This is a genomic window from Roseibium algicola, from assembly GCF_001999245.1.
Lineage (GTDB): Bacteria > Pseudomonadota > Alphaproteobacteria > Rhizobiales > Stappiaceae > Roseibium > Roseibium algicola.
The window spans coordinates 3,235,367-3,260,733 of the sequence record NZ_CP019630.1 but is presented as its reverse complement, the minus strand read 5'-3'; the positions used below and the strand labels follow the sequence as shown (position 1 = coordinate 3,260,733).

The 25,367-nt window shown below is 58.0% G+C and carries 21 protein-coding genes; 12 read left to right on the top strand and 9 right to left on the bottom strand.

Features of this window, described 5'->3' with window-relative positions:
• Window positions 1-6: 6 nt before the first annotated feature.
• From B0E33_RS15205 to B0E33_RS15185, 5 genes are all read left to right on the top strand, one after another.
• On the top strand, window positions 7-1,254 hold the full coding sequence (locus B0E33_RS15205; protein ID WP_075283601.1) for a sugar ABC transporter permease: 1,248 nt from the start codon (window positions 7-9) through the stop codon (window positions 1,252-1,254).
• A 27-nt stretch (window positions 1,255-1,281) separates the two neighbouring features.
• Window positions 1,282-2,010 carry an SDR family oxidoreductase gene (locus tag B0E33_RS15200; RefSeq protein WP_023000112.1) on the top strand — a complete coding sequence of 243 codons (729 nt, stop codon included), beginning with the start codon at window positions 1,282-1,284 and terminating at the stop codon, window positions 2,008-2,010.
• A gap of 3 nt (window positions 2,011-2,013) precedes the next feature.
• Window positions 2,014-3,630: an FGGY-family carbohydrate kinase gene (locus B0E33_RS15195; protein WP_077291658.1), complete on the top strand. Its 1,617-nt coding sequence runs from the start codon at window positions 2,014-2,016 to the stop codon at window positions 3,628-3,630.
• Window positions 3,631-3,662: 32 nt separating this feature from the next.
• On the top strand, window positions 3,663-4,316 hold the full coding sequence (fsa, locus tag B0E33_RS15190; RefSeq protein ID WP_077291657.1) for a fructose-6-phosphate aldolase: 654 nt from the start codon (window positions 3,663-3,665) through the stop codon (window positions 4,314-4,316).
• A gap of 142 nt (window positions 4,317-4,458) precedes the next feature.
• Window positions 4,459-4,752 (top strand): hypothetical protein, encoded by a 294-nt coding sequence (locus tag B0E33_RS15185; RefSeq protein ID WP_077291656.1) that lies wholly within the window; start codon window positions 4,459-4,461, stop codon window positions 4,750-4,752.
• A 27-nt stretch (window positions 4,753-4,779) separates the two neighbouring features.
• On the opposite strand, the gene B0E33_RS15180 is transcribed toward B0E33_RS15185, so the two are convergent.
• From B0E33_RS15180 to B0E33_RS15150, 7 genes are all read right to left on the bottom strand, one after another.
• On the bottom strand, window positions 4,780-5,463 hold the full coding sequence (locus tag B0E33_RS15180; RefSeq protein WP_077291655.1) for a hypothetical protein: 684 nt from the start codon (window positions 5,461-5,463) through the stop codon (window positions 4,780-4,782).
• A 318-nt stretch (window positions 5,464-5,781) separates the two neighbouring features.
• Entirely contained in the window at window positions 5,782-7,293 is a 1,512-nt protein-coding gene (locus B0E33_RS15175) for a caspase family protein (protein ID WP_208993872.1), read from the bottom strand.
• 325 nt (window positions 7,294-7,618) lie between these two features.
• Window positions 7,619-8,959, bottom strand: a complete 1,341-nt coding sequence (locus B0E33_RS15170; protein WP_031269001.1) for an HlyD family type I secretion periplasmic adaptor subunit — start codon at window positions 8,957-8,959, stop codon at window positions 7,619-7,621.
• A 42-nt stretch (window positions 8,960-9,001) separates the two neighbouring features.
• Window positions 9,002-10,966: a type I secretion system permease/ATPase gene (locus tag B0E33_RS15165; protein WP_077291654.1), complete on the bottom strand. Its 1,965-nt coding sequence runs from the start codon at window positions 10,964-10,966 to the stop codon at window positions 9,002-9,004.
• Window positions 10,967-10,978: 12 nt separating this feature from the next.
• Window positions 10,979-12,943 carry a hypothetical protein gene (locus B0E33_RS15160; protein WP_156912414.1) on the bottom strand — a complete coding sequence of 655 codons (1,965 nt, stop codon included), beginning with the start codon at window positions 12,941-12,943 and terminating at the stop codon, window positions 10,979-10,981.
• 212 nt (window positions 12,944-13,155) lie between these two features.
• Window positions 13,156-13,908 (bottom strand): hypothetical protein, encoded by a 753-nt coding sequence (locus tag B0E33_RS15155; protein ID WP_023000103.1) that lies wholly within the window; start codon window positions 13,906-13,908, stop codon window positions 13,156-13,158.
• Window positions 13,909-14,045: 137 nt separating this feature from the next.
• On the bottom strand, window positions 14,046-14,771 hold the full coding sequence (locus tag B0E33_RS15150; protein ID WP_023000102.1) for a hypothetical protein: 726 nt from the start codon (window positions 14,769-14,771) through the stop codon (window positions 14,046-14,048).
• Window positions 14,772-15,500: 729 nt separating this feature from the next.
• Here B0E33_RS15150 and B0E33_RS31295 point away from each other — a divergent pair.
• Complete coding sequence (locus tag B0E33_RS31295) at window positions 15,501-16,220, top strand: helix-turn-helix transcriptional regulator (RefSeq protein WP_023000101.1); 720 nt, start codon at window positions 15,501-15,503, stop codon at window positions 16,218-16,220.
• Between the two features lie 2 nt (window positions 16,221-16,222).
• Window positions 16,223-16,732 (top strand): hypothetical protein, encoded by a 510-nt coding sequence (locus B0E33_RS15140; RefSeq protein WP_228148017.1) that lies wholly within the window; start codon window positions 16,223-16,225, stop codon window positions 16,730-16,732.
• A 222-nt stretch (window positions 16,733-16,954) separates the two neighbouring features.
• Here the strand turns inward: B0E33_RS15140 and B0E33_RS15135 are convergent, their stop codons facing one another.
• Both B0E33_RS15135 and B0E33_RS15130 read right to left on the bottom strand, forming a co-directional pair.
• Window positions 16,955-18,448 carry an aldehyde dehydrogenase family protein gene (locus B0E33_RS15135; protein ID WP_077291652.1) on the bottom strand — a complete coding sequence of 498 codons (1,494 nt, stop codon included), beginning with the start codon at window positions 18,446-18,448 and terminating at the stop codon, window positions 16,955-16,957.
• 2 nt (window positions 18,449-18,450) lie between these two features.
• Window positions 18,451-19,557, bottom strand: coding sequence for a mandelate racemase/muconate lactonizing enzyme family protein (locus tag B0E33_RS15130; protein ID WP_023000098.1), 1,107 nt, complete (start codon window positions 19,555-19,557; stop codon window positions 18,451-18,453).
• 130 nt (window positions 19,558-19,687) lie between these two features.
• Between B0E33_RS15130 and pdxR the strand changes: the two genes are divergently transcribed.
• From pdxR to B0E33_RS15105, 5 genes are all read left to right on the top strand, one after another.
• A complete protein-coding gene (gene pdxR, locus B0E33_RS15125; protein WP_077291651.1) occupies window positions 19,688-21,175 on the top strand; it encodes a MocR-like pyridoxine biosynthesis transcription factor PdxR in 1,488 nt (495 codons plus the stop codon).
• 115 nt (window positions 21,176-21,290) lie between these two features.
• A complete protein-coding gene (locus tag B0E33_RS15120; RefSeq protein ID WP_077291650.1) occupies window positions 21,291-22,367 on the top strand; it encodes an extracellular solute-binding protein in 1,077 nt (358 codons plus the stop codon).
• A gap of 128 nt (window positions 22,368-22,495) precedes the next feature.
• On the top strand, window positions 22,496-23,620 hold the full coding sequence (locus tag B0E33_RS15115; RefSeq protein ID WP_077291649.1) for an ABC transporter ATP-binding protein: 1,125 nt from the start codon (window positions 22,496-22,498) through the stop codon (window positions 23,618-23,620).
• Window positions 23,617-24,489 carry an ABC transporter permease gene (locus B0E33_RS15110; protein ID WP_023000093.1) on the top strand — a complete coding sequence of 291 codons (873 nt, stop codon included), beginning with the start codon at window positions 23,617-23,619 and terminating at the stop codon, window positions 24,487-24,489. Before B0E33_RS15115 ends, B0E33_RS15110 begins: the two co-directional genes overlap by 4 nt.
• A 12-nt stretch (window positions 24,490-24,501) precedes the next feature.
• Entirely contained in the window at window positions 24,502-25,362 is an 861-nt protein-coding gene (locus B0E33_RS15105) for an ABC transporter permease (RefSeq protein ID WP_077291648.1), read from the top strand.
• Window positions 25,363-25,367: the final 5 nt, after the last annotated feature.

Sequence of the window (25,367 nt, the reverse complement as noted above, 5' to 3'; positions counted from 1 at the left end):
ACCACCATGAACGGCTCCGCTCCCGAACCCCGGCTGCTCGACCGCAGCGATACGCGCGTCAAGCATGCCAGCAGCCTGACCGACGTCATCAGCGCCTTCATAGATCGTGTAAAGGCAGGCGACCTCGGCTCCCTGCCCGTCATCGTCGGCCTCATCGTCATCTGGACGGTCTTCACCATTCTCAATCCGCTGTTCGTTACGCCGAACAACCTTGTGAATCTCTTGTTCGACTGCTCGACAGTCGGCGTCATCGCGCTCGGCATCGTCTGCGTGCTGATGCTCGGCGAAATCGACCTGTCCGTCGGCTCCATGAGCGGCGTCGGCTCGGCCCTGATCGGCGTGCTCTGGGTCAATCAGGGTGTTCCCCTGCCGCTGGCAATCCTGGCGGCGCTCAGCACCGGCGCGGTCATCGGCTCGGTCTATGCACTGCTGCGCACTCAGCTTGGCATGCCCAGCTTCGTCTCGACCCTCGCCGGTCTGCTGGCGCTTCTCGGCCTGCAGCTCTACATGCTCGGCTCCACCGGCTCCATCAACCTGCCCTACGGCTCCTGGATGGTGAACTTCGGCCAGCTACTGATGATGCCGGCCTGGGCCTCTCACGCAGTCGCACTGTTGCCTGGCGTCGCCATTCTCGTGATGGGAATTCGCAACCGGCGCCAGCGCCAGGCAGCCAATCTCTCCGTTGGCTCTGTTGGCGGGCTTGTGTTCAAGGCGCTGTTCACCACCATCGCCTTCGAAGCCGCTGTCTTCTATCTGAACCTCGGTCGCGGCGTGCCCTGGATGTTCGGCCTCTTCGCCCTGCTCGTCGTTGTCATGAACTATGTCTTCACACGCACCCAGTGGGGGCGGTCCGTGAAGGCCGTCGGCGGCAACGCGGAGGCTGCGCGCAGAGCCGGCATCAATGTCACCTTCACCTACCTCACGTCCTTTGCGCTATGCTCGCTGCTGGCGGCCCTCGGCGGTGTCCTGTCTTCCGCACGGCTTGCCTCCGCCAGTCAGCAGGCGGGCACCGGTGACGTCAACCTCAACGCTATCGCAGCCGCCGTTATCGGTGGAACCAGCCTGTTCGGCGGACGCGGGTCGGCATGGTCGGCGCTGCTTGGCATCATCGTCATCCAGTCAATTTCCAACGGGCTGACGCTTTTGAACATGTCGTCCTCGCTCCGCTACATGATCACCGGCTGCGTGCTCGCCATCGCCGTCATCGTCGACAGTCTCGCCCGCCAGAGCCGCGTCTCTCACGGCCGCGCCTGACCGGATTTCAATTCAAGGATTTCGAACATGACCGATGAACTCAAAGGCAAGGTCGCGGCCATTACTGGTGCCGCGTCCGGGATCGGCCTGGAATGCGCCAGGAGCCTGCTTGCAGCCGGCTGCCGGGTGGTCCTGATCGACCGAGCCGAAGACAGACTGAACGCGATCTGCCAGGAGCTCGGGCCGGACGCCATTCCACTGGTGGTCGACCTCATGGACGGGCCCGCAGTTGATGGCATGCTGGACCGGATCGTGGAAAAGACCGGACACCTCGACATCTTCCACGCCAATGCAGGAGCCTATGTCGGCGGCAGCGTCGTCGACGGCGACCCGGACCAGTGGGACAAGGTGCTCAATCTCAACATCAATGCCGCGTTCCGCTCCATTCGCGCCGTGTTGCCGCATATGGTGGAACGCAAGACCGGCGACATCATCGTCACCAGTTCCATCGCCGGCCTTGTGCCGGTCGTCTGGGAGCCGATCTATACCGCCTCGAAATTTGCCGTGCAGGCCTTCGTTCACACGGTACGGCGCCAGGTCGCCGAACACGGGGTGCGCGTTGGAGCAGTCGCGCCGGGACCTGTGGTTACAGCCCTTCTCGATGACTGGCCCAAGGCAAAGATGGACGAAGCCCTTGCCAACGGCAGCCTGATGCAGCCCCGGGAAGTCGCTGATGCCGTCCTGTTCATGCTCAGCCGCCCGCGCGGCGTCACCATCAGGGACCTTGTCATTCTGCCGCAAAGTGTGGACCTTTGAGGCATGAGCAAATTTCTGATTGGTATTGATGTCGGCACAGGCAGTGCCAGGGCTGGTCTGTTCGACCAGTCCGGCAATCTGGTTGCATCGGCAAAACGTGACATCGCCCTCTTCAACCGGGGGCCAAACCTTTACGAACAATCTTCCAACGACATCTGGCAAGCCGTGGCCGCCACCGTACGCGAAGCGGTCGGCACGGCCGGGATCGATCCGGGCGATGTGGCCGGGATCGGCATGGACGCCACCTGTTCGCTGGTGGTCATCGGCCCGCAAGGCAGCCCTCTGCCAGTGGGTGATACGGACCACCCGGAGCGCAACATAATCGTCTGGATGGATCACCGCGCTCTTGACCAGGCCGAACGCATCAACGCCGGTGGCCACGACGTGCTGCGCTATGTCGGCAGCCAGATTTCACCGGAAATGGAAACTCCGAAGCTGCTGTGGCTGAAAGAGAACCGGCCAGAGATCTTCGGCAAAGCCGAGCATTTTTTCGACCTGACCGATTTCCTGACATGGCGGGCAACCGGCAGCCTTGCACGGTCCATCTGCACGGTTACCTGCAAATGGACCTACCTTGGTCATGAACGCCGCTGGGACGCCGATTATTTCCAGTCCATCGGTCTTGCCGAACTCTGCGCGAATGATTTTGACCGCATCGGCACCACCATTGTCGATGCGGGAACGGCTCTGGGCAACGGACTGACGGCAGAAGCGGCGGCAGACCTGGGTCTGCGTGAAGGGACACCCGTTGCTGCCGGGCTGATCGATGCACATGCGGGCGGTGTCGGCACGGTCGGGTGGCAGGACCAGACAGAGGCGGGATCGGCGACAAGCCGGATGGCCTATGTCTTCGGCACCTCTGCCTGCACCATGACCTCGACAACAGAACCGGCCTTCGTGCCAGGCGTCTGGGGACCTTATTTCTCCGCGATGGTTCCAGGCCTCTGGCTGAACGAGGCGGGCCAGTCGGCAGCAGGTGCCGCCATCGACCATCTGGTCCGTTTCCACCCGGCCTCCACTGACGCCCTCAAGCAGGCAAAGGAAGCAGGTCTCGGCCTCAACCAGTGGCTTGCTGCTGAAGCCGAGCGGCTTGCACCGGAGGGCACAGACATTTCAAGGCTGGCAGACGGTCTGCATGTGGTGCCTGAATTTCTCGGCAACCGTGCGCCGTTTGCCGATCCGGAAGCCAAGGCCGTCATTGCGGGCCTCGATATGGACACATCCGTCGCCGCTCTCGTCAGGCTCTATGTCGCGGGCATCTGCGGTCTCGGATACGGCCTCAGACAGATTGTCGAGGCGCAGTCCGCAAAGGGCATCCGGACGGACACCATCGTCGTCAGTGGCGGTGCAGGCCAGAGCCCTTTGGTGCGTCAGCTTCTGGCCGATGCCACGGGCCTCGTGATCGCCGCTCCCAAAACCGCGGAACCGGTCCTTCTCGGCTCGGCCATGCTCGGCGCTGTCGCTGGTGGCCTGCAAAAGGACATTCCGGCCGCCATGGCCGCCATGTCGGCAGCCGGCGAAACCTATGCACCCGGCGGCGCCGAAGCCACATCCTACCACAACAAGCGGTACGAAGCTTTCGAGCTGCTGCAGCAGGCCGCCCGCAAGATCCGCGGGTAACGCTGCCCCCCATTTCAAACGGAAAGAGAGACATGAAGTTTTTTGTCGACACGGCGGATGTCAGCGACATCCGCGACCTCACAGAACTCGGCCTTATCGATGGTGTTACCACCAACCCGTCCCTGATCCTCAAGTCCGGCCGGGACATCACCGAAGTGACCCGCGAGATCTGCTCCATTGTCGAAGGTCCGGTTTCGGCTGAAGTCACGGCGACCGAGTTCGAGGCAATGGTGCGGGAAGGCAAGACCCTTGCAAGGATCGCCCCCAACATCTGCATCAAGCTGCCGCTGACACTGGATGGTCTCAGAGCCTGCCGTGCACTGACTGCCGAAGGGTTCAAGACCAACGTCACCTTGTGCTTTTCCGGCAATCAGGCGCTGCTGGCCGCCAAGGCCGGAGCAACCTTCGTTTCCCCGTTCATTGGCCGACTGGACGATATGGTCATGGACGGAATGGATCTGATCCGCGAGATCCGGCAGATCTACGACAATTACGGCTTTGAGACCGAAATTCTTGCCGCCTCGATCCGAACGGTCAATCACGTCAAGGAAGCCGCGTTGATCGGCGCCGATGTGGCAACCGTGCCGCCGGCAACGATCAAGGCGCTGGTCAAGCACCCGTTGACCGACAAGGGACTGGAGCAGTTCCTTGCGGATTGGGCAAAGACCGGCCAGACCATCACCTGATCGACTGATCGACTGATCGACTGAGAAGTACGTCCAGACAACTTGCCGGTTCCACCCATGGGTGGAGCCGGTAAATCCACTCGAATTGAACCCGATGACGGTTCGGGCGTTTCCAATGGAGAGACATCCATTGGAGGATAGTATGCGCCCGCACGAAAATGTCCGGACGATTGCAGCCCTTGCCACCGCACTGACCCTTGTGTGTGGCACCGCTCTTGCAGACGACAAGAGCGAAGACTGCAAGGTTGATCCCGGCACAAAGTCGCAAGACAGGGTTCCCACCGAGACTGAAGAAACCGCCATCCTCTCTGACTGCGACGGTGTTTTGACGCCAGCCCCGGTCGGAGACCGCGAGCTTGTCGAACCTGCCCCCGATGTCGGTGAAACGCCGGTCATCACTCCGGAGGAGATCCCGGATCAGCAGCCGGCGGACTGAGGCGACCGCCTGCCAGGTCGATGATACTTAAGACCGCAGCAAACGCTTGGTGGACCCGACAGCGGTTGCGATCTGGGAATAATGCGTCTTGCGCTTTTCCGAGTTTCCGGCAGAACGCAGCAGCTTGGTGACGCTTTCGTCGATGGCTTCCGATGCTTCACGGCGAGCCTGCTCGAGATTGGCCGTGGAAACGGCCCGGTAGGTACGCTGACCCACGGCCGCGCGCGGAGCGCTCCGGTCCTGGTATTTTGAGACAATGCCATCAAGCTTTCGGGAAAGGCTCCGCAATTCCCGCGCCGCGTCGCGATAGTTTGGCCGGTTTTCAATTGTCGAAGCGGCGCGCCCCAGAACATTCCTCAAACAGTCGAAGCGGTATTCGGGCCGGATGGAATTGCGGCACTCGTTGCTGCCGTTCTGGATTATCCAGATGACACCGCGGGTGACCCTTTCGTCGAGATCGTAGGATGCGCTCAGCTTCGGGTCGCGTTCCTGCCGATCGACATCATAGGAAGGGCCAGACGGTTCGCTGCTCATGGAAGAGCTGTACTGGGCAAGCAGAAGCTCCTCCAGAACCGAACCCAATGGATCTGCCGGCGCAAGCGACTGGCCACCCGGCACGGCGACCGCATAAGCAGACACACTGGCAGCCGTCACAACTTGTCCGGCGAGCACGGCAACCGCCACACCTGCGCAAAACCTGTTTCCAAACATGACTTCCTCCAATCAACTATTCAAACACATCGAACAAATCACCAGAGACAACTGATCGAACCGGGCAGCAATCACGATTGGCGCGACACCTGCTATCGGAAAAGCAGCAAAAACCTGCAATATGACTTAGAAAAACGTCTGCACTGTCTACATTGAAATCAGGGATTGATATTTCCCGAAATGTTTCTTTTGATTGTTCAATTTCAATTTTAACCCCTTGGAATAAAAGAACAAGTCAAAAATTACCTTGCGTCATGCAACACGCAACAAAGGCTTGGGAAGGCGGAAATCGATCTCAGCCGGAAAACGCTTTGGCCCCTATTCGGAAAGCCCGTAAGCTTTGCGCAGACCTCTCTGGGTCTGCGGGCCGAACTGGCCGTCAATGGTCCCGGTATAGAAAGAGCGTTCTGAAAGTTTCCGTTGAAGGGAGCGCCGTGTCGTAGCCTTGAACATCTTCGGGTTCTCCGAGAGCTGGCTCAAAACTTCCTCGTTGCCGGATCTCAAGGCGCGATAAAGATATTCGGCCGCATCGTCCGGTTCCTTGCCATCGACCACACCGTCATCGATCAGGGCTGCGTAATTGAACATTGCTTCCGGGTGCCGCTGATCGGCAGCCTTTCCGAACAGCTCGATTGCCTTTTTCGGATCACGCGCGATCCCCAGGCCCCCCTGATAATAAAGGAACCCGAGATCGTTGATGGCATCCGCAAAGCCCTCGTCTGCGGACTTGCGAAACAGTTCTAATGCCTTTTCGACATCCTGTTCGACGCCAATGCCGCGCTCATACATGCGGGCAAGCTCGAACATGGCTTCAGGATCACCCGCTTCCGATGCGGTTTCCAGAAATGCTGCCGCACGGGAGGGATCGTAGCGGTCCTCGCTCGGGTTGAGGCGCATGTAGGCAAGGCCTTTCAACGCCCTGCTGTCACCTTCCCTTGCCGCCACTTGCAACTGCTCTTCCTGGCTGACTTCAAGGCGCCCCCAGGCGTTAAGACGGTCTGCCGCCGCAAGCACGTTGACCTCCTGGCTGCCGCCCGCAAGGAAGTAGGGTTTGCCGGACAGTGAGCCGTAGGTGTGCGGCTCCTGCGCGTTGGCAGTGGCTTTCAGCACGGAATCGCGCACCTGCCGGAAGGCAAGGCCTATTTCCAGATCCCTGATCTTCAAGGTTTGGGCCAGCGCCGATGCAAACGGACTGTTTTCACCTGCCCCATCCAGTGCAACGGCTCCTGCTTCTGCGGCGTAGGCCACCAGCGTGCCGCGTTCGGGAGAAGGTGCTGCCAGCCCGCGGCCGTAAGCCCCCTGATTTACGGTGAGCGTTTCCTGCCCGCCCACATCGGCAAACGGGTCGTTCCGGCAGGAATCCAGGATCACGATCCTGAGCTGCCGCGCCTTGTCGACCGCTTCCAGAATGTCATCGAGAGAAATCGAGGTATCGGCAACCTGCTGCCGGCTGCCGGCCTTGGCGTCGGAGGGAACCAGGAAATTGCGTCCGCCGACTTCAATCCCGTGTCCGGCAAAATAGACGAGAGCCACATCGGCGGTTTCCGCCTCGAAGGCGAAACGGTCCAGCAGTTCGCGGAACTCCGCAAGCCCGATGTTGAAATGCTCGGACACTTCGAAATTCAGTTCGTTCAAGGTATCCGAAATCAGCTTGCCGTCATTGGTGGTGTTGCTCAGATCGGGAGCGTTCTCATAGCCCGCAATGCCGACCACAAGCGCCATGCGCCGTTCCGCGAACGGGTCCGTCGCCGCGTGAGCTGACAGGCCCGTCAGCACCAGAAACACCACAACAGACCAGACAGCCAATCCGTTGATTTTAAAAGTCTTCAACAGCAGTTCGACCCGGTTTCGCATTTGGCGCAATCACATGAAAACCCTATTTCCGGCTTGGTACAAGTCCTGGAAACACCGCTTTCATAATTGGCGGATTACCTTGCGAAAACAAGCCCTCTTTTCGCAGCGTCACCGGACTGCAGCTGTCACCCTTCAACCGGTACAATTCCAAAAAAGCGGCCGGTCCGCGACTAACGAACCGGCCAAGGCGGACATTGCCTGAAGACCACATCAGACAATCCGGGTTGATCAGCCACCGCATGCAATCCCGCGCAATCTTGCGCTGAAAAGCGGCCGTCGACCGTAAAATGCCTCCAGTTGCCTACTCCTCCCGGAAGGCACGTGACATGCTGTCGACGATCGGCTTGGTCAGATACTGCATGAAGGTTCGCTCAGCCGTCTGGATCATGATTTCCGCGGGCATGCCCGGGGTCGGAACGAAGTTCAGCACCCTTGTCAGTTCGCCCGGCGAGATATCGATGCGAGTGACGTAAACCTCACGCATGATGCCCGTACTGTTGTCGGTGATTGCATCTGCGGACACATATTGCACTTCGCCTTCCAGTACCGGAGTGGTGCGTTGATTGAGGGCGGACAGGCGAACAGTGGCCTGCTGGCCGATATGGACGCTGTCGATATCGGTTCGCGAAATCAGTGCCTCGATGATCAGCGGTGCGTCGGACGGCAGAATCTCGACAATCGTCTTGCCGCTTTCGATAACCCCACCGGCTGTGTGGTAGTGCATGCGTACGATGGTGCCCGAAACCGGTGCCTGAATGACGGCACGCTCGAGAACGTTACGCGCCTTGCGGGACTGCTCTCTTGCCGCATCCAGCTCGGCCTCGATGGATTGCAGGTCATCAAGCACCTTCTCGTTATAGGCAGCCCGTGTCTGCTTGACCTGTTCCTGGTGTTGCAGGACCTGGGCATTGGCCTCCTGCATGGACGATGCCAGCCTCCCGATCTGCCCTTCCGCTTCTGCGATCGCTCTTTCCAGTGCATTCAGGGTCGGCTTCAGCAGAAGGCCTTTTTCGAAGAGAAGTTTTTTGCCCGTGTGTTCTTCCTGCAGGATCGCCAGCTGCCTGATCATGGCATCATGCTGTTCACGGTAGCCGTCGCGGCGGTGCTGAAGGGATTCGATCGTGCTCTCCAGAATCCTGATATCGCTTGTCAGCTTGGCCTGGGATCCGATGAAACTCAGCTTCTGGCCGGCGATGATGGTGGCAATTTCCTCATCGTCCTTCAGGTCCAGCAATGTTTGCGGGAATTCCACCTCCTTCAGCCAGAGATATTCGGCGCGCAGACGGGCGTTGATCGCTTCCAGCCGCGCCAGCTTGAGCCCCAGTTGTCGCTCGTTTGCGGATGCGACGGTTTCGTCGAGACGAACAATTGGATCGCCTTTTTGAACGCGCTCGCCTTCCTGCACCAGGATCTCCTTCACGATCCCGCCTTCGTAGTGCTGAATCTGCTTGTTCTGTCCGGTTGCGACAAAGGTTCCGCTTGAAATCACGGCGGCTGCCAACGGCGCGGTAAAGGACCAGGCGGCAAAGCCTCCTATGAAGAAGACCAGCATGAAAACGCCGATCAGCGTGTGCCAGAAAATCGATCTCGGCACTGCCGAATACCAGTCCATCGGTTCGTGATGTGTCAGAGCGTTGCTCATCTTTTCCCCCTGGCTTGAGCCGTCCCTGGCGGCTGCAAACGCTTATCCTTGTTGCTGAACCGCTCTTTGTTTCTTCCGGTCGGCAAGGAGTTCCAGCACCTCGTTGCGGAAACCGAACATGCTGATGGAGCCGTCGGCCAGAACGAGGATCCGGTCGACACATTTCAGCAGGGACGGCTTTTGCGTGATCGCGACGACGGTGATGCCTTCGGCCTTGGCATGTGCCATTGCCCGTGCAAGCGCTTCGTCGCCATTGGTGTCCAGATTTGAGTTGGGTTCGTCCAGAACGACGAAACGTGGATTACCGAAGAATGCCCTGGCAAGCGCGATACGCTGCTTCTGACCGCCTGACAGCGGTGCACCGTCGGCCGCAACGACCGTTTCATAGCCGTGGGCCAATTCGGAAATCATGGCGTGCACGTCGGCCAGACAGGCAGCTTCGTAGATCTGCTCGTCCGAAGCATCTTCGCGCATACGGCCGATGTTCTGCTTGATCGTGCCCGGGAAGAGCTGAACGTCCTGCGGCAGGTAACCGATGTTCTCACCCAGCTGCCGCTGGTTCCAGTTGCGCAGGTCCATCAGGTCCAGACGCACCGCGCCCGATGTCGGCAGGATGGATCCCACCAGCATCTTGCCGAGTGTGGTTTTGCCGGCTCCCGAGTTGCCGATGATCGCAAGAGAGTCCCCGGCTTTCAGCGAGAAGGTGATGCTGTTGAGCACGACCCGCTTGGTCCCCTGGGGCACGTAAAGCAGGCGTTCGACATCAAGCCGGCCTTGCGGCTTGGGCAAAACGAGACGTTCGGAGTTGAGCGGCGAGGATTTCAGCAGTGTCGAGATCCGGCCATAGGAATTGCGCGACAGCAGATACTGGTTCCAGCCTTCGATCGCCCCCTCGATGGGCGACAGCGCCCGGCCGCCGATAATGGAGGCGGCAATCACCATGCCCCCGGTCAGTTCACCCTGGATGGCAAGGAATGACCCCCACCCGAGCATCGCTACCTGCGTCAGAAGCCGGACCGCCTTGGTGATGGAGGCCGAAACAATGTTTCTGTCCTGCGCACTGACCTGCGCGCGCAGCGAAGCAGCCGTATCGCGCCCCCACAGGTGAACCGCTTCCGGGATCATGGCCAGGGCGTTGATGATCTGCGAATTCCTGGACATGGCATCCAGATGCAGGTTCGCCTTGCTCTGGTTCTGGTTGGCATCACTGAAATGCCGGGACGTGATCTTCTGGTTGATCACCGCGATCACGAGCAGGATCACACAGGTGCCGCCGACGATCATCCCGAGGTGCGGATGAATGAGGTAGATCGCCACCAGGAAAAGCGGCGCGAAGGGACCATCCAGAAATGCCATCATGGTGCCGGACACCAAAAAACCCCGCAATTGCTGCAGGTCGTTCAGGATCTGGTACTCCTTGCCGTTGCTGTTGAGCGAAGCTCGTGCGGCGGCTGCGAGGATGGGTGAACCCAGTTGCGATGCGAGTTCCACCGCCGTGCGCATGAGGATGAAGCGGCGGATGGCATCGAAGGCTGCCTGCAGCAGAACCGCCCCGACGATCACGCCTGTCAGCATGACCAGCGTGTCCAGCGAGCGGCTGGTAAGGACCCGGTCCGAGATCTGGAACAGATAGACCGGAATTGACAGCACAAGCACATTGATGACGCAGGAAAACATCAGCACGATGAGTAGATTGCGCCGAACGGCGGCGACGCCGTTTTCGAGTGCCTTGGAAAGATCGGGCGGTGTCGTCCGTTGGTGGAACTCGGGCTTTTCAGCCTTGGCTTTGCCTGTGCCTGTGCCAGTGCCAGCACCTGTCCGGGCGGACTTGCCGCCGTCCGCCGGTTTCGCCCTTGCGTCTCCCGCGTTCAGAGCTGGTCCGCCTGCAGCGGCTGTCTTTGCGCCGACAAGCCGTGCATCACCCTTTTTCGCATCGGGGCCCAGCACCTGCGGCTCACCCGCCCGGTTCGTCCGCTGCCCATCGGCAACATCGTATGAAATGGTCATGACCTGTCTCCCCTAAGCGACCATTGTCGCCATCGGATCGACACAGACCTCGTCCGGCACCTGGTTCAGGTTGACGGTTTCGAGATCGTTGTCACCATTGGTCAGCATGCCATCGGCCAGGAAGACAACGGCCTCCGACGCAAGACCCGCCCCGCCGTGATCAGGTTGCTCGACATCTGCGGTCAGGATCTCCGCCTGGTAAAGCAAAGCTTCCGAATAGGTGTCGCCACCGACGCGAACAACATTGTCCACGCTGGCTTCCTGAATCACCGCGGCATTGTAGAGAAGGTTTGAATCGCCGTTGATGCTGGTGCCTTCGCTTGAGACATCGACCCCAAGCGTGGCGATGCTGTCGCTGTCGCCAAGGATATTGACCTGTTCGAGATAATTGATGTCGTAGACATCACCGGAGATATAAAGAACGTTCAGCTGGTTGAAAGGCGAAGCTTCCCCGCTGAAGAGCCCGGACAAGAAGTCATCGCCGAGATCCTCTTCATCTGCCGTTGCGAGCCGGTTCGCGCTTGCCGGATCCAGGTCGACGACGGAACTGTTGTAGTTGGAAACGATATAGGCCTCGTTCCAGAGCAGATTGTCGATCTGCCCGTCAGGCATCGGCATGGAAGCGTCTTGTGTACCTTCGGCAATGACCTGATCGAAATTGACCATGACGTTGGTCTGGCTGATCACATTGGCCGAGTAATAGTCGCCTCCGATCAGGATAAGATCGAAAAAGGTGCTCAGTTCCGTAAGGTTGAGAGCATTTGTCAGAATATTGCCACCGGACATGATCGTCGTGCCCGAGTCGTCTTCCTGGTAGACGATGGTATCGTTGTCGACCAGGTAGTTCTTCTGGGTCAGCCAGTTCACGAAGGTCATGTCACCGTCGTGAAAGGTGATATCCCAGAGTGAATGATTGCCGACCGGAGCAACATCCATGGGCAGATCCGAACCGGTGTTCATGATCGATGCGATGTTGTAGCTGCCGGTACTCGGATCCGTCTCCCACTGGCCAAGACCCGCCAGATGCGGCGCTGCCAGAACATTTGTCTGGCTGATAATGTCGAGATCGTAATAATCGCCGGCCACAGCTATGGTCGCGGCCTTGCCCCAGACGTCCACCAGAATGGCCTGATTGATCAGTGTGTTGTTGCCGGCACTGATTTGCAGCGAAGCGGAGGTTCCGGCGGTGTCCACCAGCGAAGCCAACTCGCCTGAGGCGCTTTGCGGTCCCTCGAGCACCACGTCATCGGAGTTCGCTTCGGCGTCATCGTCCGGGGCACGGCCCTTCAAATGCTTGATGACTTCGTCAAGACGGGCGGCTTCCTCGACAACGATACCGTTCTGATAGAGCTGCCCGGTGTCATCTCCGGTTGCCAGAACCTGTTGCCCGACACCGGGAGCGCCGGCTTGCATGGTTTGGGCTGTTTCCGTCCAGGCTGCGACGGTCGCGCTCAGATTGCCTGCCGGATTGTCTGCTTCCGTAAAGCTGAACCTGCCGGTGATCCCGGCGGCCTCCAGCGCATCGAGGAAGGAGATGAGTGATGGTGCTTCGTAATCGAAATGATAGTGGAGACCCGTGTTGGACAGATAGTCGTTGTCCTCCAGCACGTTTTCGGACCGGGACACAACGGCAAAGCTGTTGGGCAGCACTTCGTGCTGGAACGTTATGAAGCGGACACCGCCTGTCAGCGCGATGGTGTAGGGATTGAAAGTCCCCTCAACCGGCGGCGGCATCAGATGTGCCCGCATGCCAATGCCATCCCACTCATAAAAGTTCAGGGCGGCGGGAACGTCGTCATAGTAGCTGTAACCATCGAATTCGTAATGGATATTCGGATTGAGGTCGAGCAGCTGATAGTCGGGCCAGACTGTCAGCAGCGCCTCCATCGCCTCACCTTGCTCTGCCTGTTCGGCAGCAAGCTGTGCCGCGCGGAATTCAAGATACTCAAGGCGGGCGCGGGCCTCCTCGAGTGACATGGAAAAGCTTCCTACAAAATGCGAAATCGCTTCACGCGTAAGGTCATCATAAAAAAACATGTCAGCCCCCTAATCTGAATGAAGGGTCGTTTTCGCGGTCAAACTCGCGCGAATCTAAATACGAGAGGCCGCGTTCAGCAGGCGCGGAGCAAGTGAGCTCCGCGCCTGCTGCTGTTTTCCGGAATTGAAAATCAATTCAGGAACAAACCGGATCAGCTCAGGGAGCCGAGATCTTCACCGGTCATCAGGCTGTCCATGTTGCCGCCGACAATGGTCATGTCGACAGAGTTGTTCAGGATGTTTTCGCCCTGCACCAGCGTGTTGGTGAATGCCGATGCATCGTTGGAAGCGGATGCTTCAGCTGCATTCATGCCCTGGACGAGCGCATCGTCATCAGCGATGACGCTGACGCTGCCGGAACCGAGGTCATCGATTTCCAGATTGCCTTCCAGGTCGACCGACATGCCATGGAAACCGGCATGACCGAACCAGGTGCCGACATGGCCACCGAATGCCTGCATGTCAGCATCGACGTATGCCGACCCGCTGGAGCCCCCTGCCGAAATACCGTCATCGGTTTCGGCATCGCCACCCTTGGCACTCAGGGTCTGGTTGAAGCCGGCGTTGTTGGTTGCCGTCGTACCGTTGGCCCAGTCGTTGTCTTCCAGCTGGTTGCTGTTGTTGAGCACGACACCGGCATCATTGCCGCCACCATTGAGGGCTTCGTTCAAAATGTCTTCAACGGTGATGTCGTCGCCCGGGCTGTAGTCGATGCCGCCGTTGACGCTCACGAGCATCTCGTCGACTTCAGCGCATTCTTCCAGGTCGATGTCCACGACATCGTCGTCGTCATAAACAAAACCTTCTTCGAAGTTCATCACGACTTCGGCCTTGTTGATGATCTTCGAGTCATCGACTGCATCGAAATCAGAGTAATTGAATTGAGTTCCACGCTTACCAGACATGATAATAGTCCTTGTTCATCGCGGCGAGCCGGGTCTCGCAAGACCGGCGTTCACACCGCATTCTGACTTGGAAACGGGCGCAGCTGGCGTTTCGGAAACAGGTTCGAAACAGAAAACCGCAGCGCCGATCAAACATCTTAGAGCTCGTCTTCACCAACGCTGTCGGTGTAGAGATCACCGCCGACAATCGTCGTGTCGACCGAGTTGTTGAGAATGTTCGCACCCTGCACCAGCTCGTTGACGAACGCTTCGGTTGCGTTGGCGGCATTGGCAGCGGCCATCACTTCACCAATCACCGTCGCATCATCAAGGGCATCCACGGTCATGGACGATCCACCGAAAGCCAGACCGTCATCAGCTTCCGCCGAACCGCCGTTGGCAGTCAGCTTCTGCGTGAAGGACCCTTCATTGGCGACAAAGGTGTCTTTTGCCCAGTCGTTGTCTTCCAGCTGGTTGCTGTTGTTGATTGCAATGCCGGTATCGTTCCCAAGGCCGTTCAGCGCGTCATTGAGGACGTCTTCGACCTTGATATCGTCGCCCGGGTCGAAGTCGATGTTGCCTTTCGCAATCAGAATGTCCTCGACACTCGCATGGTCGCCGATGTCCAGGTCAATGTTGTCGACGTCCGAAGGACCGTTCTCGAAATCCACATTGATCACGGGATCGAAGTCACTGTCGACATACTTGAACACCTGGTTGTTCACATCCTGGGTGTTGTCGTCGTCCGAGTATTCCCACTCGTAGCTCTTCGAATTGTCGATGTTTATTTCGTGATTATAGTTGGTGTTGTACTCGCTAGAATAAGTCGGATTGAACGACTTATCGATGTTCAGCTCGTTTTTATGCCAAACGTATTCGCTCATGGTTCTGTCCTCAGATCGGACAGCTCGGCAGATCGTCTTCTATCGATTTGCATAGGGCTGTCGTGGTTAAGAGGAGCGTTACCGCCCCAGATCAAATGGAAAATGGCAAAAACAACCACATCAGCTAATCAAAATAGATTTAGCTGCTCCATTTACTCTTCGGCTGGAAGTCAAATTTGAGGATTGGGATCCACAAACCGAGGATTTACACAAATACGAGAATCTCCCAGCCGATGAAAACAATGACAGAACAGGGGGATTGCAATAAGCCGGAAATCTTAACTAAATATTTACCATTCAAGTTTCGCGGATATCTAGCGACATAGGTAAATCACGCGAGGTCAAAAAAGTATTTAATTGCAATATCTTGAAGCAAAATCTGATCCGCGACTAAATCGAATTATTAATATAACCTAAGGTAAGTTTGTTATATACAAGTTATGGGTGAGGAGAAATTCAGACTAGGGGGTCACTGCACAAATCCCTGTTAATACTGCGATTTGGACGGCATGTTCATTTTCCGACAGCCACCCATTTCCCGCACCTATCCTTGGTCTGAACAAACAAGATAAGAAATTTTATTATTTTAAGAACCGCATGGCTAATGCCGACGGCAGAATAAGCCGGATGAATATTTACAAAAACGCTTCTCCCAGGCCCTGTTTCTGGCAATTGCAAGTGAAAGAGAGTCAAAATTAAATTTTATCTTAGTTTGTAGGGGTGACAGTAATGACTAGCGTAAATTACGAGAATAAAGGTTCAATCTATTATATTGGAGCGTCCGAAAAGTTTCCGAAGGAACTGGAAGGAGTAATCGACCGGGAAATAGAAGATGGACGTTTTATCCGTATCACTCAGAAAATCGATCTTTATCGCTCGGAGCGCCGTGGGGAATTTTCAAAACGCCTTTTCCTGATTGACGAAGGCTTCAGCGCGGAGCGCAAGGAAGCTATTGCCTGCCTGCGGAAAAACTTCCCCGAAGCAAACCTCTGCATGCTGATCAATGACGATCTGTCGTTCCCCTCTATCATCAGCGATTATTTCCAGGAAGGCCTGATCAAGAGCGTGCTGCCGATGAACCTTCGGATCGATCTCTGGCTAGGCGCTATCCGTCTCATGCTCAACGGCGGCCATTATCTGCCGGCTGATGCCATCAAGTACATGGGAATGGAAAGGCCTTACGGCGCAGCCCCGGCCATGCATCAGCGCAGGCACCGCAGCCGTACCAGGAACCGCTTCGGCAAGCTGACGAAACGGGAAACCGAAGTTCTGTGCCTCATCTCAGAGGGATATCAGAACAAGAACATCGCCGAAAAATTGTCCCTGTCGGAGCACACCATCAAGCTCCATATCCATCACATCATTTCAAAGCTCGGCGTTTCAAACAGAACGGAAGCAGCCGCGATCTACATTCAGACGGAACAACGACCACCCAATCTAGAGGCCTGAAGATGAGCGCGGCAGATGCGCCCACAATGGCGGACGAATTCCAGACGTTTCTCGCCCTCATGGGCCGGCTGAACTATACGTGGACCAACACGGAGAGCTTGCTGATCCACATGATCGCAGGCCTAGCCGGCGTCACCAAGGAAGTCGCGACGGTGATCTTCCTGACCCTCAACACGTCGCGTGCCCGGATTGATCTGGTCGAACGGCTGGCCAAGCTCGATACGCAGAAACCGGACTTGAGGGAAGAGGTGCTGAGCCTCACACGGGACATGCACAAGACCTTGAAATTGAAAAACAAATACAATCACTGCATCTATTCGTTCGACAACGAGGGGCGCAATGCCTCAACCATTTTGATGCGCATCAGCGACCAGAAACACAAGATCGAATACGGCAAGTCCAGCCCGATCAATTCCCGGGAAATCACGCTCGTCAGGGAAACGATCCAGAAGACACAGACGCTGAACAAGGCGCTCTGGGAGTTCTTCAAGCAGCGCAAGTTTCCGGTGTGAGATCCTCCCGCGCTGCACGCAGCCTCAACAAAAAAGAGGCCGGATCGGTAAACCGAACCGGCCTTTCAGGGGAGGTAACAGGATGTTTGAGCAGGTTCGGATCGCTCTGATCCGGCTGACTGAACTCTGCCCTGGAGCGTGCCGCGTCCAACTAAAAAGATCTTGCGTCGAAATCCCCCAATTCAGGCAGTGAGAAGCGATTCCGATGAAACGCGACAAGTTCTAGCCGATCCTTGCGGCAATGCTTTTGGTCTTGCAGTAGCTCTTGAGACCCTCGAGACCTTTTTCGCGGCCGAAACCGGATTTCTTGTTGCCACCGAACGGCACCTCGATCCCGCCGGCGAAATACTCGTTGATGTAGATCTGGCCGGCATCGATCTTGCGCGCGAGCTGATGGGCTTTTGCGAAATTCGACGTGTAGATGCCTGCGACCAGGCCGTACTGGCAATCGTTGGCAAGTGCCAGGGCATGATCGGCATCATCAGCCACCTGCACCGTCAGCACCGGCCCGAAGATTTCCTCCTGCGCCAACTCGTCACTCGCAGAAACGCTATCGACGATTGTCGGCTCATAGAACCAGCCCTTGCCGGTTTTCGGGTCGGCGGCTATGGCGCCACCCGTCACGATATCAGCTCCCCGAGCCCTTGCGCGGTCGACAAAACCGGCAACCTTTGCAAGATGTCCCGCAGAATTGACCGGCCCGACATCCGGGTTACCAAGACCGTGCCCGAGTGTCAGCGATTTTGTGCGTTTCACCAGTTCCGCAACGAAGTCCGCGTGAATGTTCTTCTCGATCACGAGACGAGATCCAGCGGAACAGATCTGGCCGGCATTCTCGTAGATCGCACCGAGAACACCGGATAGCGCCTGTTCCCGGTCACAATCGCCAAGCACCACCACGGGCGATTTACCACCAAGCTCCAGCACCACGCGGGTAATCTCGTCGGCTGCCGCCTTCATCACCGCCTTGCCCGTCTGGACCGAACCGGTGAACGTGATGTGGTCGACATCCGGATGGGATGTCAGTGGAGCCCCGGTTTCGGCGCCGGTTCCGGTCACGACATTGCACACGCCTGCCGGCAATCCGGCATCATGCAGGATCTTCGCGAGCAGCAACGCGGTGAACGGCGTTTGTTCGGCAGGCTTGGCCACAACCGTGCAGCCAGCTGCAAGCGCCGGCGCAAATCCGCGCGCAGCGGTGGAGATCGGAAAGTTCCACGGAATGATGTGGGCCGTGACCCCGACCGGCTCGTGAATGGCGTAACCGACATAATTTGGCCCAAGGGGAAAGCTGTCTCCCTGCAGCTTGTCGCAAGCGCCCGCGTAATACTCGAACGTACGTGCAGCACCGCGCACATCGCCTTGAGCTTCCTGCAGTGCCTTGCCGCTGTCCAGCGTTTCGGCAACGGCCAGAAGATCGAGATTTTCCAGGATAAGCCTGGACGCTTGCAGAAGGATGCGAGACCGCTCCACCGGCGCCATGTCTCGCCAGACCGTCTCAAAAGCAACCTTTGACGACTTTACCGCCTGATCGACATCTTCGGCGGTTCCCGCCGTGAAGCGGGCGAAGGCTTCACCCCGGCCCGGATCGAAACTTTCCATGGTGCGGTTATGGGACGGCTGCGTGAAGCTGCCGTCGATGAAATGGCCGAGGGGCAACGCCTTCAGCGTGCCCGTAGCCTGATATTCCGCGATGAGTTCGCTTGCTCCGGACATCGTTAGCCTTCCAGGGAACTGATCTTGTATGTGGATTTCGCCAGCCACTCCGGACTGATCTCGACACCCCAACCCGGCGCATCGGTCACCGTGGCATGCCCGTCGACAATCTCGTATGGCGACGCAGTGAAGAGGCCGTATTGCCAAGGATAATAGTCGGCTTCCTCGATGGAGAATTCGAGATATTTGCCCGCATTCGGGATCGCCCGCAGCAGATGCATGGTGAACAGCGTCACCAGCGAAAGGTTGGCCGCATGCGGTGTGCAGGGAATGCCTGCCTCATGCGCCATTTGTGCCACCTTCATGGTGCGAACCATCCCGCCGAGATAACAGACGTCCGGCTGAATGATATCGACAACCCGTTCATCGATCATCCGCTGCCAGTCCACCAGAGAGCAATCCTGCTCCCCCCCTGTCACATCAATGTCGAGAGCGTCTGTCACTTGCCTGGTCTGGTCATAGTGCCAGTAGGGGCAAGGCTCCTCGTAATGGGAAATGCCGTTGGCTTCCAGGAACCGGCCGATCTCGATGGCCTTGGCTGGCGAATAGCAGGAGTTGGCATCGACCAGCAGTGCGGTGTCGTCACCAAAGGCCTTGCGCATGGTCGGCACGATTTCTTCCGTCCTGCCCGGCCATTCGTCCTTATCGCGGCCGCATTCGGCACCGATCCGGAACTTGAAGGCGTCGAAGCCGTAAAGGTCCTGCTGCTTCTTGAGGCGATCCGCTTCGTCTTTCGCCGTGATGTCACGCTTCATCGACGACCCGTAGGCCCGCACCTTGCCCGGCGTTCCGCCGAGCAGTTCGCACACCGGCTTGCCTTCCAGCTTGCCGCGAAGGTCGAACAGGGCAGTGTCCAGTCCCCCCATCGCCCGGCGCAGATAAGATCCGGGAAACTTGTGCTCCCGTTCCGGGATGATCTCCATCAGGTGTTCAATGTCGAAAGCGTCTTCGCCCAGCGCATAAGGTGCAACCTGGCGGTGGACGACCTCCGCGGTGATATCCGCGTAGTAAGGCGCTACCTGCCCCCATCCGGTCGCACCGTTTTCGGCGGTTGCACGAACGAAGCAGACAAACTCATTGGTAAATGTTTCTATTGATTGTATTTTCATTGTCTTATCCGGTCCTCGGACGGACGGTCCCGATGGATAGGGGTTGGCTCGTGAACCGACCCTTATCCAGAATTGGACTTGATAGAAGGTCCGTTTTGCGCAAACTCTCATACCAATTTGGGAGAATGCGATGAAACGGCATGCCGGCGCTGTGCTCTCGTCGATCAAGATCGACAAGACGGCCGAAAAGAAAATTTCGATCCAGCTCTACATGGCCCTGCGCGACCTGCTGCTGACGGGGGCATTGACCCCGGGTGACCGGATGCCGGCCACACGCACCCTGGCGCAGGAGATCGGCGTCTCCCGCACGACGGTAATCGATGCGACCGACCGCCTGATTTCCGAAGGTCTTCTGGAGGCAAGGGTAGGCGCTGGCACGTTCGTCAGTGAAGCGCTGAATGCCCGCCTTGCACCGAAGCCGTCACAGGAGGCCAGCGACATCACCCCCGTCGTGCCGCGCCTTTCCCACGCAACCCGGCATGCCATCCCGGACTTCACCTTGCGCTCGCGCCTGCCGCACAAATCGCAGGCCTTCGTCACAGCTCTGCCGGCGCTCGACGCCTTTCCGATGGCGCAATGGGCAAAACTCTCCGCACGGCACTGGCGCAAGGACCGCGACCACATTGCCGGCTATGGCGAGCCCTTCGGCTACATGCCGCTGCGCCGGGCGATTGCCCGTCAGCTCAATGCCTCCCGCGGAATCAAGTGCGATCCCGAACAGATATTCATCACCAACGGCGCCCAGCGGGCGTTTTCCCTAGTTGGCGGCATGCTGGTCAATCCGGGCGAGCCGATCTGGTTTGAAAATCCTGGCGCAATTGGTGCGCGCAACGCTTTTGTTGCCATTGGCGCAAGGCCAATTCCTGTCGCCGTTGACGAGGAAGGCCTTTGCATCGAGGACGGCCTTGCCAAGGCGCCCTACTTTCGGCTCGCCTTCGTAACGCCATCGCACCAGCAGCCGCTTGGCCACGTCATGAGCCTTTCCCGCCGTCTGGCGCTTCTGAAAGCCGCCAATGAAGCCGACGCCATGATCGTGGAGGACGACTACGACGGCGAATTCTATTTCGGCGACCAGCCACCACCAACACTCAAGAGCATCGACACCCACGGCCGGGTAATCTATGTCGGCACCTTCTCCAAGTCCCTGTTTCCAGCCCTCAGGCTCGGCTTCGTTCTGGTGCCGGAAGGCCTGGTGGAAAGCTTTGAACGGGTCTGCCTGACCTGGCTTGCCGGTGTTCCGACCGTCACCCAGGCGATCGTTGCCGAATTCATGGATGAAGGCATGTTCGCAACACACATCCGCACCATGCGCCAACTCTACAAGCACCGTCACGACACCTTGATGGCAGAAAGCGCCAGTCTTGCAGGAGACATCGACCTGCAGCCAACCAGCAGCGGCTTTCACGCTGTCGGCCTTTTGTCGAACCGATACGACGAAGACAGGATCGTCGCTGAAGCGGCCAAACACGGCATCACCACCGCCCCCCTGTCTCGCTACGCTCTCGGCCGGATACCGCAGCGCGGCATTGTCCTCGGCTTCGGCAGCTCCGCGCAGGATGACATCCGCAAAGGCATGAAGGTTCTCAAGAAAATCCTGCCTGTTTGCTGCACCAGCTAAGGTGCATCCTCGGTCAATTGGACTGCTAAATTATCTGCAATGGATATATTTGGCAGGCCAATTCCAACCTAGGCTTTTTTCCGGTTAGTACGCTGAGTGCATTCAGGAGGACGTCATGCATTTGAAAACAACACTAACCGGCCTGTTGGCCGCAACCATGCTTGCCGGTGCCGGCTCTGCCCAGGCAGAGACCCTGCGCCTGTTGACCTGGGGGTCTTACGCTCCCGACGAACTGGTCCAAAAATTTGAAGAAGAATATCCGGACATTGATGTTGAAGTCACCTTCTCCAACAACGAGGAAATGATTGCCAAGCTGCGCGCCACTGGTGGTGCCGGCTTCGACCTTGCCCAGCCAAGCCACGACCGCATCTACGCGGCCCAGCTGGAATATGACATCTACAAGCCGCTGGATCTTTCAAAGATCGACACCAGCGCGATGGAAGCCAAGCTGCTTGACGGCGTGAAGGCAAACACCACGATCGAGGGTGAAGTCTACGCGGTTCCCCACCAGTGGGGCACATCCGGCCTGATGGCCGACAAGACAAAGGCTCCGGACCTTTCGAGCTGGGCCGACCTGTGCGACCCGGCCTACAAGGGCAAGACCTCGATGCGTCTGAAGCGCACGATCCTGCTCGGCACGGCCTTCTCGATGGGCGAAGACCCGTTCGCGGCCTACGCAGACCTTGAGAAATACCAGGGCATCCTGGACAAGGTCGCCGACAAGCTGATCGAGTGCAAGGACAACATCAAGGCCTACTGGAAAGGCGGCGACGACCTGTCCGCCATGATGCTGTCAGGCGAAATCGTGGCATCCGAAACCTGGGATTCCACCGCCTACAAGCTCTACGACCAGAACCAGAACATCGTCTTCGTTCCGCCGAAAGAAGGTGCACTAGCCTGGATCGACACCTTCGCCCTGCCACGCAAGGGCAAGGCGGATGATGCCGCCTACAAGTGGATCAACTTCGTGTTGCGGCCGGAAAACGTGACCATCATGTCCGGCAGCACCGGCGCGATTGCCGCGGTCAAGGGTGGTACCGACCTGCTGCCGGAAGACAAGAAGGCAGCCGTCAATGCGGCCTTCACCGCAGCCGACATCGACAATCTCAAGTTCTTTGCCAACATTCCTCCCGGCGTGGAAGACATGGAAGGCAAGACCCTCGAGAAGATCAAGGCAGCCACAGGCGGCTGATCAGGTTCAGGGCTGCAGGAACCATTCCGGCAGCCCTTTCCTTTTTTGAAAAAATCAAAACACCGGAGAGAAGCAACCGGGAACACCCGGCGCTCCAAACCCCGATCCCTTCCAGTTGGCCCGCATTGATGAAACACACCTCACCCGCCTACGATCTTGAATGCCTCGACCTTGCCAAGAGTTTTGGAGGATTTCGCGCCGTCAAAGGCGTCTCCTTCGAGATCCCGAGCGGTTCGTTCTTCTCCATTCTCGGTCCGTCGGGCTGTGGCAAGACAACCCTGATGCGCATGATCGCGGGTTTCGAGGACCCGACCTCCGGCGATATCAAGATCAAGGGCAAGTCGGTACTCGGCGTGCCGCCCAACCGGCGCAACGTCAAGATGGTGTTCCAGCATCTGGCGCTGTTCCCGATGATGAACGTCTACGAGAACATTGCCTATGGCCTCAGGTGTGCAGGCGTGAACAATGCCGACATCAAACGCAAGGTTCAGGACGTGCTGGAGCGGATCGCCCTGCCCGACGTCGGCGAGCGGGAAATCCACCAGTTGTCCGGCGGCCAGAAACAGCGCATCGCCATTGCTCGCTGCATGGTGCTCGATCCGGATGTGCTGCTGCTCGATGAACCGCTCGGCGCGCTCGATCTGAAGCTGCGCGAAGCGATGAAGATCGAGCTGAAGCTGTTGCAGCACCAGTTCAACACGACCTTTATCTACATCACCCACGATCAGTCGGAAGCACTGGTGATGTCCGATAACGTCGCCATCATGAACCAGGGCATTTTCGAACAGATCGGCACGCCGCAGGATCTCTATCATCATCCCAAGACCGCCTTCGTCGCCGGTTTTGTCGGCGATAGCAACCGCTGGTCCGGCACGGTGAAATCCGCAGATGGCACAGGTGGCAAGGTGGAAACGGACCAGGGCCTTTCGATGAGTTTCAGTGCCGGCGCGGGTCAGACCATTCGTGATGGCGACAAGGTGGAGATTTTCGTGCGGCCGGAATTCATCCGCACGGTGCGCTCATCCGAAGCGGACCAGGCCGTGACAGAAGGTGACAACCAGATGAGTGGTGTCATCGACAGCCTGCTCTTCAACGGTGCCAACAGCCGTGTTCTCGTACGGACCGGCAGCGGCGAGCTTATCGAATCCGACGTAACGGTAACCGGCAACAACGACCTGAAACCCGGAGAAGACGTGCGCCTGATCTGGTCGTCTCGTCAGGCCATGTGTTTTGCCCGCGCGGAGAGCGCATGATGCAGAACAAGGACATCAAACGGCTGTCGCTGATCCTGCTGTTTTCGCCTTTCGCGCTCTGGATCCTGCTGCTGATCATTCTGCCGCACATCGGCATGGTGCTCCTCTCCTTCCGCGAGAAAGTGGCACCGCGCGTCTATGAGTACAGCTTCGCCAACTATCTGGATTTCATAAACGAACCGATCTACTGGAACACCCTACTTCGAACCGGATCCATGTCCCTGCTGGTCACAGCACTGGCGCTGCTGATCGGCTTTCCCATTGCCTACTACATCGCCAAGATCGCCGGCCCCAGGGCGCGCGGTGGTCTGTTCCTGCTCTGCCTGATCCCGCTCTGGGTCAGCGACCTGATCCGTTCCTTCGGCTGGATCCTGCTGTTGCGCGAAACCGGTGTGATTTCGAATTTCCTGCTCTGGACCGGACTGGTCGGCCAGCCTGTCGAGTTTCTCTACAACGACATCGCGGTCATCATCGGCCTCGTCTACACCGTGATCCTGTTCATGATCGTGCCACTGGTTTCGACGCTGGACGGCATGGACAATTCAATGATCGAGGCCGGGTACAATCTGGGCGGCAGCGGCTTCACCGTGCTGCGCCGGATCATCATTCCTTACGCGATGCCGGGCATCGTGGCCGGCTGTATCGTCACCTTCATGCTGACGGCAGGTTCCTACCTGACGCCGATCCTGCTCGGCGGCAAGAATTCGAGCTGGTTTACCGAACAGATCTACAATCAGTTCATCACCCGCTTCAACTGGGAAGGAGGCGCGGCCTTCGGCATGCTGCTCCTTATTTTTACCTCCGTCGTGATCTGGCTCGGCCTGAAACTCTCCGGTCAGACCCTCGCCAACACCGTGGCCAAGAGCTGAGGAGGACAGACGATGCTTGCGCAAAAGAACTCCTCTCCGTTCCTGGTGGGCTACCGGCTCTATGTCGTTGCCTTCTTCATCTTCCTGGCAGCGCCGCTGATTTCAGCCGGAGCCTTCGCCTTCAACGACAGCCTGTTCCCGGCACTGCCCTGGCAAGGTTTCACGCTGGACTGGTTCTTCAGCGACACCGAACCAAAACTCGGCATGTTCCATGACCGGCGTTTGCTGCAGGGGCTTTATTATTCGTTCGTCATCGCAATCTTCGTGGCGGCGCTCTCCGTCTTCGTCGGCACGACCAATGCGTTCCTGTTCGTGCGCGGCGAGTTTCCAGGCAAGAACTTCTTCTACATTCTGATGGTGGTGCCGCTGGTGATCCCCGGTGTCATCCTCGGCATCTCCATCCTGGTCCTGGCCAGCGACACCGCGAACTACATGGAAAACAGGTTCGATCTGGAGCTTGAGTTCCTGAGGCCAGGTCTTCTGCTTGTCGTGTTCGGGCAGTTTTCCTTCATCACCACCATCACCTCGCTGGTGATCACGGCCCGGCTGAAGAAATTCGACGCCACGATGGAAGAAGCCGCCTTCAACCTGGGGGCAAGTCGGGTCCGCGTGTTGCGCACCGTCACACTGCCCTTCCTGCGACCGGCGATGATCGCGGCCGGCATCGTCGCCTTCCTGGTCTCGTTCGAGAACTTCAACACCACGCTATTTCTTGTCGGCTCGGAAGCGCCGCTGACGATCACCATGTATGACCGGATGGCAAAGGTCGGCTCGACGCCGGTCCTCAATGCCGTCTCCTTCGTGCTCATGGTAGGGTCCGGACTGCTTGCGCTGCTATCGATTGCCATCCAGCGCGACAAGACCTCTCAATAGGAGCA

Excerpts from the sequence above, each read along its gene's own strand:
- B0E33_RS15205 (WP_075283601.1), top strand. The coding sequence starts at position 7 with ATGAACGGCTCCGCTCCCGAACCCCGGCTGCTCGACCGCAGCGATACG.
- B0E33_RS15170 (WP_031269001.1), bottom strand. The coding sequence starts at position 8,959 with ATGAGCAACGCTCTGACACATCACGAACCGATGGACTGGTATTCGGCA.
- B0E33_RS15165 (WP_077291654.1), bottom strand. The coding sequence starts at position 10,966 with ATGACCATTTCATACGATGTTGCCGATGGGCAGCGGACGAACCGGGCG.
- B0E33_RS15130 (WP_023000098.1), bottom strand. The coding sequence starts at position 19,557 with ATGAAAATACAATCAATAGAAACATTTACCAATGAGTTTGTCTGCTTC.
- B0E33_RS15185 (WP_077291656.1), top strand. The coding sequence starts at position 4,459 with ATGCGCCCGCACGAAAATGTCCGGACGATTGCAGCCCTTGCCACCGCA.
- B0E33_RS15180 (WP_077291655.1), bottom strand. The coding sequence starts at position 5,463 with ATGTTTGGAAACAGGTTTTGCGCAGGTGTGGCGGTTGCCGTGCTCGCC.
- B0E33_RS15105 (WP_077291648.1), top strand. The coding sequence starts at position 24,502 with ATGCTTGCGCAAAAGAACTCCTCTCCGTTCCTGGTGGGCTACCGGCTC.
- fsa (WP_077291657.1), top strand. The coding sequence starts at position 3,663 with ATGAAGTTTTTTGTCGACACGGCGGATGTCAGCGACATCCGCGACCTC.
- B0E33_RS15150 (WP_023000102.1), bottom strand. The coding sequence starts at position 14,771 with ATGAGCGAATACGTTTGGCATAAAAACGAGCTGAACATCGATAAGTCG.
- B0E33_RS31295 (WP_023000101.1), top strand. The coding sequence starts at position 15,501 with ATGACTAGCGTAAATTACGAGAATAAAGGTTCAATCTATTATATTGGA.
- B0E33_RS15110 (WP_023000093.1), top strand. The coding sequence starts at position 23,617 with ATGATGCAGAACAAGGACATCAAACGGCTGTCGCTGATCCTGCTGTTT.
- B0E33_RS15140 (WP_228148017.1), top strand. The coding sequence starts at position 16,223 with ATGAGCGCGGCAGATGCGCCCACAATGGCGGACGAATTCCAGACGTTT.
- B0E33_RS15195 (WP_077291658.1), top strand. The coding sequence starts at position 2,014 with ATGAGCAAATTTCTGATTGGTATTGATGTCGGCACAGGCAGTGCCAGG.
- B0E33_RS15155 (WP_023000103.1), bottom strand. The coding sequence starts at position 13,908 with ATGTCTGGTAAGCGTGGAACTCAATTCAATTACTCTGATTTCGATGCA.
- B0E33_RS15115 (WP_077291649.1), top strand. The coding sequence starts at position 22,496 with ATGAAACACACCTCACCCGCCTACGATCTTGAATGCCTCGACCTTGCC.
- B0E33_RS15160 (WP_156912414.1), bottom strand. The coding sequence starts at position 12,943 with ATGTCACTCGAGGAGGCCCGCGCCCGCCTTGAGTATCTTGAATTCCGC.
- B0E33_RS15200 (WP_023000112.1), top strand. The coding sequence starts at position 1,282 with ATGACCGATGAACTCAAAGGCAAGGTCGCGGCCATTACTGGTGCCGCG.
- B0E33_RS15120 (WP_077291650.1), top strand. The coding sequence starts at position 21,291 with ATGCATTTGAAAACAACACTAACCGGCCTGTTGGCCGCAACCATGCTT.
- pdxR (WP_077291651.1), top strand. The coding sequence starts at position 19,688 with ATGAAACGGCATGCCGGCGCTGTGCTCTCGTCGATCAAGATCGACAAG.
- B0E33_RS15135 (WP_077291652.1), bottom strand. The coding sequence starts at position 18,448 with ATGTCCGGAGCAAGCGAACTCATCGCGGAATATCAGGCTACGGGCACG.